The organism is Paenibacillus sp. Dod16 (assembly GCF_049893405.1).
In the GTDB taxonomy this organism is placed as follows: domain Bacteria; phylum Bacillota; class Bacilli; order Paenibacillales; family Paenibacillaceae; genus Paenibacillus_AQ.
Genome location: NZ_JBNDYG010000031.1, coordinates 66,692 through 73,859, shown reverse-complemented (window position 1 = coordinate 73,859; position 7,168 = coordinate 66,692). Strand labels below are relative to the sequence as shown.

At 48.7% G+C, this 7,168-nt stretch carries 8 protein-coding genes; 2 read left to right on the top strand and 6 right to left on the bottom strand.

Features of this window, described 5'->3' with window-relative positions; all coding sequences use genetic code 11:
• Positions 1-351: 351 nt before the first annotated feature.
• Together ACPV3A_RS22015 and ACPV3A_RS22010 are read right to left on the bottom strand one after the other, a co-directional pair.
• Complete coding sequence (locus ACPV3A_RS22015; protein ID WP_009592811.1) at positions 352-582, bottom strand: hypothetical protein; 231 nt, start codon at positions 580-582, stop codon at positions 352-354.
• Positions 583-793: 211 nt separating this feature from the next.
• Positions 794-1,402: a stage II sporulation protein M gene (locus ACPV3A_RS22010; protein WP_194544692.1), complete on the bottom strand. Its 609-nt coding sequence runs from the start codon at positions 1,400-1,402 to the stop codon at positions 794-796.
• A gap of 94 nt (positions 1,403-1,496) precedes the next feature.
• Between ACPV3A_RS22010 and pdaB the strand changes: the two genes are divergently transcribed.
• Positions 1,497-2,300, top strand: coding sequence for a polysaccharide deacetylase family sporulation protein PdaB (gene pdaB / locus ACPV3A_RS22005; protein WP_071221000.1), 804 nt, complete (start codon positions 1,497-1,499; stop codon positions 2,298-2,300).
• Between the two features lie 69 nt (positions 2,301-2,369).
• Here pdaB and ACPV3A_RS22000 read toward each other — a convergent pair whose 3' ends face one another.
• Positions 2,370-2,963 carry a KinB-signaling pathway activation protein gene (locus ACPV3A_RS22000; RefSeq protein ID WP_076326206.1) on the bottom strand — a complete coding sequence of 198 codons (594 nt, stop codon included), beginning with the start codon at positions 2,961-2,963 and terminating at the stop codon, positions 2,370-2,372.
• A gap of 237 nt (positions 2,964-3,200) precedes the next feature.
• On the opposite strand from ACPV3A_RS22000, the gene gerD reads away from it, so the two are divergent.
• On the top strand, positions 3,201-3,911 hold the full coding sequence (gene gerD / locus ACPV3A_RS21995; RefSeq protein ID WP_194544693.1) for a spore germination lipoprotein GerD: 711 nt from the start codon (positions 3,201-3,203) through the stop codon (positions 3,909-3,911).
• An 81-nt stretch (positions 3,912-3,992) separates the two neighbouring features.
• Here gerD and ACPV3A_RS21990 read toward each other — a convergent pair whose 3' ends face one another.
• From ACPV3A_RS21990 to sat, 3 genes are all read right to left on the bottom strand, one after another.
• Positions 3,993-5,087, bottom strand: a complete 1,095-nt coding sequence (locus ACPV3A_RS21990) for an Mrp/NBP35 family ATP-binding protein (RefSeq protein WP_194544694.1) — start codon at positions 5,085-5,087, stop codon at positions 3,993-3,995.
• A gap of 63 nt (positions 5,088-5,150) precedes the next feature.
• Positions 5,151-5,924 (bottom strand): N-acetylmuramoyl-L-alanine amidase CwlD, encoded by a 774-nt coding sequence (cwlD, locus tag ACPV3A_RS21985; RefSeq protein WP_194544695.1) that lies wholly within the window; start codon positions 5,922-5,924, stop codon positions 5,151-5,153.
• A 70-nt stretch (positions 5,925-5,994) separates the two neighbouring features.
• A complete protein-coding gene (gene sat, locus ACPV3A_RS21980; protein ID WP_220683769.1) occupies positions 5,995-7,164 on the bottom strand; it encodes a sulfate adenylyltransferase in 1,170 nt (389 codons plus the stop codon).
• Positions 7,165-7,168: the final 4 nt, after the last annotated feature.

Genomic DNA, 7,168 nt, shown 5'->3' with positions numbered 1-7,168 from the left:
CATACCCGAAGGTGATGAGGTGTTCCATCCTATGTTTGACTTGCTCATTTCTTAACTGACGAGAATTTGTTCAATTCTCTATTTCAACGTCCCACCAAAGTGGTTCGTTTTACTCACTCGTTGTTCAGTTTTCAAAGATCAATCTGTGTTTCTTGTTTGTCATCCGCATCTCAGCGGCGACTTTTATAATATATCATACTTCCTATCAACTTTGCAAGTACTTTTTTTAAAAAGTTTTTTGAAGTTGGTTTTGAAGTTTGATGGCCGCCGGTTGGCGGCATCACCTTCGAAAAGGAAGCGAAAATTAATTTACCATATACTTAGCCGGTTAGTCAACACTTTTTCGTAAAATTAATGTTTGATTTGCGGAAACTTCCCGTTACGTGCATATTTGGAGAGTTCCTTCTGCGGTGCAAACCGGGCATACATGCGGAACACCGTTTTATATCGGTTAGCAATAGCCTGCCTGATGTTTTGGTCCAATCGTTGGTCGCTCAAATCCAGCAGCATCTCATCCAGTTCTTTTCGCAGTACATAATCAAGCTCTTTGCACTCTTTTTCATTGAATAGCATTCCCAGCATGATAGGACCTCCTTGTATAGTTAAGTGAACATGTAACGTCACTTCAATCGGATTAAAGCTGCTCTTGCCTATGTATTGGTGATTAACCGTATTGGCGGGATCTCTAAACCGAATGAATGCTGTCTGCACATTATGATGAACGTCCTGTCCACGCAGCTCTCTCTTTACTCTGCTAAGCTGCTTTATTAGGTATGCACAATTTCAGGGAAAATTATGACATCAGCCACAATGTAATTGTACTTTCGATCACTGCCGCAATGAGCAGCAGCACGACAACCCATAAGGATGCAGTACCCAGCTTGCGCCAAAACCCGCGCCACTCCGCGCCTATCCCGCTTCTGCGCTCCCCTGTTGCCACAATACTTCTCAATACCAGCCCGCCAAAAGCCAGGCCATACCCGCAGGCAATCACAATGACCGGTATCTCAATGATCCCATGTGGCAGCAGCCCTTTCACAATCAGATCAAACAGACTCTCTCCGCTCTCCCCCACAACCTTCAGCAAGAAACCTATCACCATGCCATTAATGACCAGGAAGAAGAACGGTATTACGCCGAGCAGCAAGCCTGAGAACATGACCAGCACGCTCTTAATGCTGTTGTTAAGAAAGATAAAGACAAAGAAATTCCATTCGGGATGATCGGAGGAACCGAGCTGCTGGCTAATCTCCCCTAATCCTTGAAGCTGACCTAGAAGGAATTGCTCGAACCCCTCTGAACTTGCTCCCGCCACGATTCCGGCGATAAATAAGACCGCTGCCAAGAGCAATGCCTTCCGGATCGATCTTAAATCTCTGAGAAAAATGCTAAAACGTAACATTCGCTACCTCCTAAATTGGTATAACTCGCAAGTACGAGCATATGTTGAAAGTAAACAAGCTATTGCACACTGAAGGGAGAGGGGCGCACGTATTATGAATTCTTTTTATGTATTCAACGGCAGAAAGATTAAGCGGTTTTTCTTCGTCCTTGCCGCGGCGATCTTTGCAATCGGCGTTATTTATGTGGAGAGTGACAACATCTCGGTCTTCTCCGAGAACAACCCGTCAGCGATTTACAGCGTGTCTACGGATAAGAAACAGATCGCTTTAACGTTTGACATCAGCTGGGGCGAAAAACGCGCAGAGCCTATTTTACAGGCCTTAAAAGACAATGGAGTTCAAAAAGCAACCTTCTTCCTGTCTGCGCCATGGAGCAAAACACATCCCGATATCGTGAATGCCATTAAGGAAAGCGGATATGAAATCGGGAGCCACGGCTTCAAGCACGATAATTACAGCACGCTCACCGATGAGGAAATACGCAAGCAGATTTCTTCGGCACATACTATTTTAACCGCAATGACCGGACAAGAACCCAAATTAATACGAATGCCTAACGGGGATTTTGACAAAAGAGTGCTCGGCATAGCCCAGAGCCTTAACTACACGGTGATCCAGTGGGATACCGACTCCAGGGACTGGAAGAATATCGGCGTCGACAAAATTGTGGACCGCGTCGTCTCCAAAGCACATCCGGGAGACATCGTGCTGATGCATGCCAGCGACTCCGTGAAGCAAACACATGAAGCTCTCCCTCTCATCATCAAGGAACTGCGTAATAAAGGCTACGAGTTCGTTACGGTAACCGATCTGCTTCAACAGGGCAGCGCCCAAGGCACCGAGGTTCGTGATCACGCTTCATTGCAGAAGAGCATCGAGGATGCAGGCGGACTTTAAACGCTCGAGAGGAACCCTGTAATTGAATCCTGTAATTGAATAATGTTTAACAAAAAAAGAGCTAAGGTGTTAGCTCTTTTTTTCGTCTTGTGTAACTTTATGAAGCGTCAGAATTTGGTATGCATTACAGATTAGCAATGGTACCACCATAAAGATCGTGGCGTTGCTGACTCCAATTTGCAGTACACCGATAATCTCCACAATGGAAATCGCCATCATGAAGAAGAGGGTCGGAATCCATGCATTAGCATTCGTGCTCTTCACTTTGAGATAAGCAACAACAACGGCAATAACCAAAATGGAAATACCTAAAATCAAATCCTGCTGCAGGCTAGTGGATCCGCCGACAAAGGTACGGAAGAACATTAGCTCCAGCAATGCTAGAACAGCCAACACAATCTGAATGTACTGCCAAGTCTTTCGGCGGAATATGCCTATCCCCATATAATTTAAAGTCAGGTACGCAAAAAAGCCCATCTGGGAGTATACGCTCACCAGTGCCCCGGAGCCCAACAAAATCAGCGGGTATATCAATAAATCGGCCATTCCCGTAAATTCGATCGCGCCATTAAACAACTGCAGGATCAAACCTACAATTAATGCCGCCACTGCCCCGACGAGCAGCGTTTTCAAAAACAATTTAGACCACTTTCGTAAGCTCAACTACTTCCACCCCCACAGATCATTATTTTACCAACGTTCACAATAAAAAACCATTCTGAATCCGACATATTTCTGCAAATCCATCACATACTATGCGAAGAACCGTAAGAAAAACATCGATCGAGCGTACTTCACCAGAGGACCTACCTATAATGCTGCGGATGTTTTTCTTGCGATTATCGAATTTGTTCGGCTTCGCTTATAAATTCAATGATCTTAAAAAGGAGGACAACGGTAATGAAGTGGCCGTTATTTCGTTTATGTATTATCGTCTTCGTTGCTGCCGTGGTGCTTACCGCTTGTGGTGCAGAACAAAGCTCGTCCCCGCAGCTCGGATATAAAGAAATCAAGTCCATGGTCGTCGACATTCTGAAAACCGACGAAGGTAAAAAAGCGGTAGAGGAAGCGCTGGGCGGTGGATCTGGCGGTTCCTCCGGAAGCGGCGGATCCATGGGGATGCGGATGATGTCCGCCCAGTCGGGGGATCAAATTCGCATGGCCGTTAAGGATACACTGGTATCGGAGGAATATAAGAAGGAAATTGAGAAGATTATGACCGATCCGCAATTCGCGGGTGATTTTGCCAAAGCCATCAATTCCGAGAGCAAGCAGCTGCATATGCAGCTCATCAAAGACCCAACCTATCAAAAAGCGATTCAAGATATGTTAAAATCTCCGGACGTGATGAAATCGTTTCTTGAACTGACCAATACCCCGGATTATCGCAAACAGTCCATGACCGTGATGCAGGAAGCTATGCAGAACCCGCTGTTCCGCATGGAGGTGCTGGAACTGCTTAAAACGGTTGTAAAAGACGAACTTCAGCCTAAAGTGGAGAAGAAAAAAGAAGGACAAGGACAAGAAGAGCAAGGCGGCGGCGGTGGTGAAGGTGGCGGTGAAGGCGGCGGCGAAGGAGAAGAAGGCGGCGGTGAAGGCGGCGGCAGTTAAGCAGCACTTCCCCATCTCTCCCATAAACATTAACAGGCTCCCTAACTAGGGAGCCTGTTTCATTATATGCTTATTGACCATCTAGATGGATTCCTCAAGCTTGCCTGCAATCCTTGCGGCGATTTCATCGTAGATCCCTGCGCTCTCGGTACCTGCCTTATACACCGACGGGGAGAAGTCCGGCTCTGAAGGGTGGTTATCCGGCGCTCCCAACGGAAGCTGCGCGAGCAGCTCGGTATGAAGCGTTTCGGCAAGCTTCCCTCCGCCTCCACGACCAAATACATAATCCTTCTCCCCGCCATGGGAGCAGACATAATAAGACATGTTCTCGACGACGCCTAAGATTTCATGATCGGTCTGCAGGGCCATGGCACCCGCTCTGGCAGCTACAAACGCCGCCGTAGCATGCGGGGTGGTTACGATGATCTCTTTGCTCTGCGGAATCATCTGATGCACGTCCAGCGCCACGTCCCCTGTCCCTGGCGGCAGGTCCAGCAGCATGTAGTCCAAATCCCCCCAAGCGACATCCGTGAAAAATTGACGCAGCATTTTGCCAAGCATCGGTCCGCGCCAAATCACCGGACTATTCTCGCGGATGAAGAAGCCCATGGACATCACCTTGACACCAAAACGCTCAACCGGATGGATGACACCCTCCTCAGTTACGGACGGCCCCTCTTCAATGCCCATCATATCCGGTACGCTGAAGCCATAAATATCCGCATCAATCAAGCCTACCTTCTTGCCTTGCCGAGCCAAAGCTGCAGCTAAATTCACCGTAACGGTGGATTTACCCACGCCGCCTTTGCCGCTTGCAATCGCAATGAAATGAACGCCGGATTGCTCGCTAAGAAGCATATTCTGCTCCATGCCGGCGGCATGTCCTTTTGTCAGCTTCTCGCGATCGTTATCTTCCTCCCGGGCTGCTCCGCTAACGGCATTGTCCAGAGGGCGCATGCGGATATGTATATCCTCTGCCCCCATAGCTTCAAGAATTTCTCTGATCTGCGCCTCCAAGGAAGCGCGTACATCTTCACTGCTGTAAGTCACGGATAATCGGACCGTGCGTTCCTTCACAACAATATCTCGAATACGCTGGAGCTCCATTAGGCTCTTCCCGGTTTCGGGATCGCGTAAAGGCTGGAGTATCTCCTGTACCGTTTCTCTAGTCAGCATATAAGCACCTCTGCTCTATGTAATGGAATAGACAATGTTTCGATATTCCTGTCCATTATACCATTACTCTGCAGCTTGTGACGACTCGCTGGCGGACTCTCCGGACGTATATCGCAAAATGCCATTATACACAGAAGCTGCGACCTTTCTCTGGTATTTCTCATCCCGCAGCAATTCGGATTCCTCCGGATGGGACAAGAAACCGACCTCTACCAAGGCAGAAGGCATGCGCAGGGCTTGAAGCAAAAATATCTTATCATCCGTTTTGGCCAAACGCTGCGTATTCTCCAGGTTATGCCGTATTTCTGCCTGAATCAATTCAGCGAGTTTTTGACTTTCCCCGTTATTTGGAGGGAAAAAGGTCTGCGCCCCTCTCCACCGATTGGACGGAATGCTGTTCAGATGCATGCTGATAAACAGATCCGCCTTACTCTCCTCGATCATCCGAACGCGTTGCTTGAGGTCTTCCGTTTTACGCTTGGAATACCCCTTTGTGCTTTCTGCAGCCAGGTCATAGTCTCCTTCTCTTGTCATAATGACGAGTGCGCCTGCCTGCTGTAAATAATCACGCAAATACAAGGTGATGGCCAGGTTTACATCCTTCTCGATGACGCCTTGTCGGCTTACCGCCCCCCCATCTGGCCCGCCATGTCCTGCATCAAGGGCAATGACTTTGCCGGCAAGCGGCAAACTCCAGGTATTCGACGTTTTGGCAGAGGGGATTTCGTATGTTACAACGACAATGAGCAGTGCCAGCAGCGCAGCTCCAATCAGGGTTTGCTTGACTCTCTTTAGCGATATCCATACCGTAACCTTGTCCGATCTCCGCCTGGACATAACAAAACCACCTCGTCCCATGAGTTGTTCTACTCCATCATATGGGACAAGGTGGCTATTTATGCCTTGGTTAGACCGTAATCTGCTCTTTCATGCCTTCGATTAACACTTGCGCGACTTCAGGGCGCGTAAATTCCGGTGGCGGGCACTGTCCTTCGCGAAGCAAGCCACGAACCTTCGTTCCCGACAAGGTCAGATGAGCCTCCTTAGGATGAGGGCATGTTTTGCTTGAAGCCATGTTTCCGCAAGTGGTGCAGAAGAAGCTGTGCTCAAAGAACAGCGGGGTAATACCCAACTCTTCTGCAGTGAAATTCTTGAAAATTTCCTGAGCCTCATACGTGCCGTAATAGTCACCGACTCCTGCGTGATCCCGGCCAACGATAAAATGGGTACAGCCATAGTTTTTACGGACCATTGCATGGAATATAGCTTCTCTAGGCCCCGCATAACGCATGGCAGCCGGAAATACGCCCAGGAAGGTGCGATCCGCTGGATAGTAGTTCTCCAGCAAGGTCAGATAGCTCTTCATTCGCACATTGGCAGGAACGTCATCCGATTTGGTCTCTCCTACAAGCGGATTGAGGAATAGTGCGTCTACGATTTCCATGGCACTCTTCTGAATGTATTCATGTGCACGGTGAACCGGATTACGTGTCTGAAAGCCTACAACTGTATTCCAGCCCTTCGCTTTGAACTGTTCCCGGGTCTCTGCCGGATCAAAATAAAACTCGCCAAACCGTTCCGGCTGCGGACGATTCAGCACTTGGATCGGCCCGCCTACATAGATTGAAGGACGTTCGAAAAGTTTCTTCACGCCGGGATGCTCCGGATCATCCGTCTTAAATACTTGAACAGCCTCAGCTTGCTGATCCACCTGATAGACGCTCTCTACATCGATAACGCCGTAGACGACCCCATCTTCTTCGCCTACAAGGGCAGCCTTCTCGCCGACGGCAAGTTTAGCCGCTGTATGCTCATCAACAGCCAGGGTAACCGGTATGCTCCAGACCGTACCGTCCGCTAAACGCATAGAGGAAACCACAGACTTGTAATCCTGCTCGTTCAAAAATCCTTGCAGTGGCGAAAATGCCCCGACCCCGATCAAATCCAGATCCGAGATGCTCCAAGCGTTTACGGGGATCTTATGAAGAGTGTCGACCTGTTTCAATAAATCTTCACGCTCTGCTCCTTGGGCTACCCGCTGTACCAGCGTACCGCCATGAGGGAGTATGGCTGTCATGAAT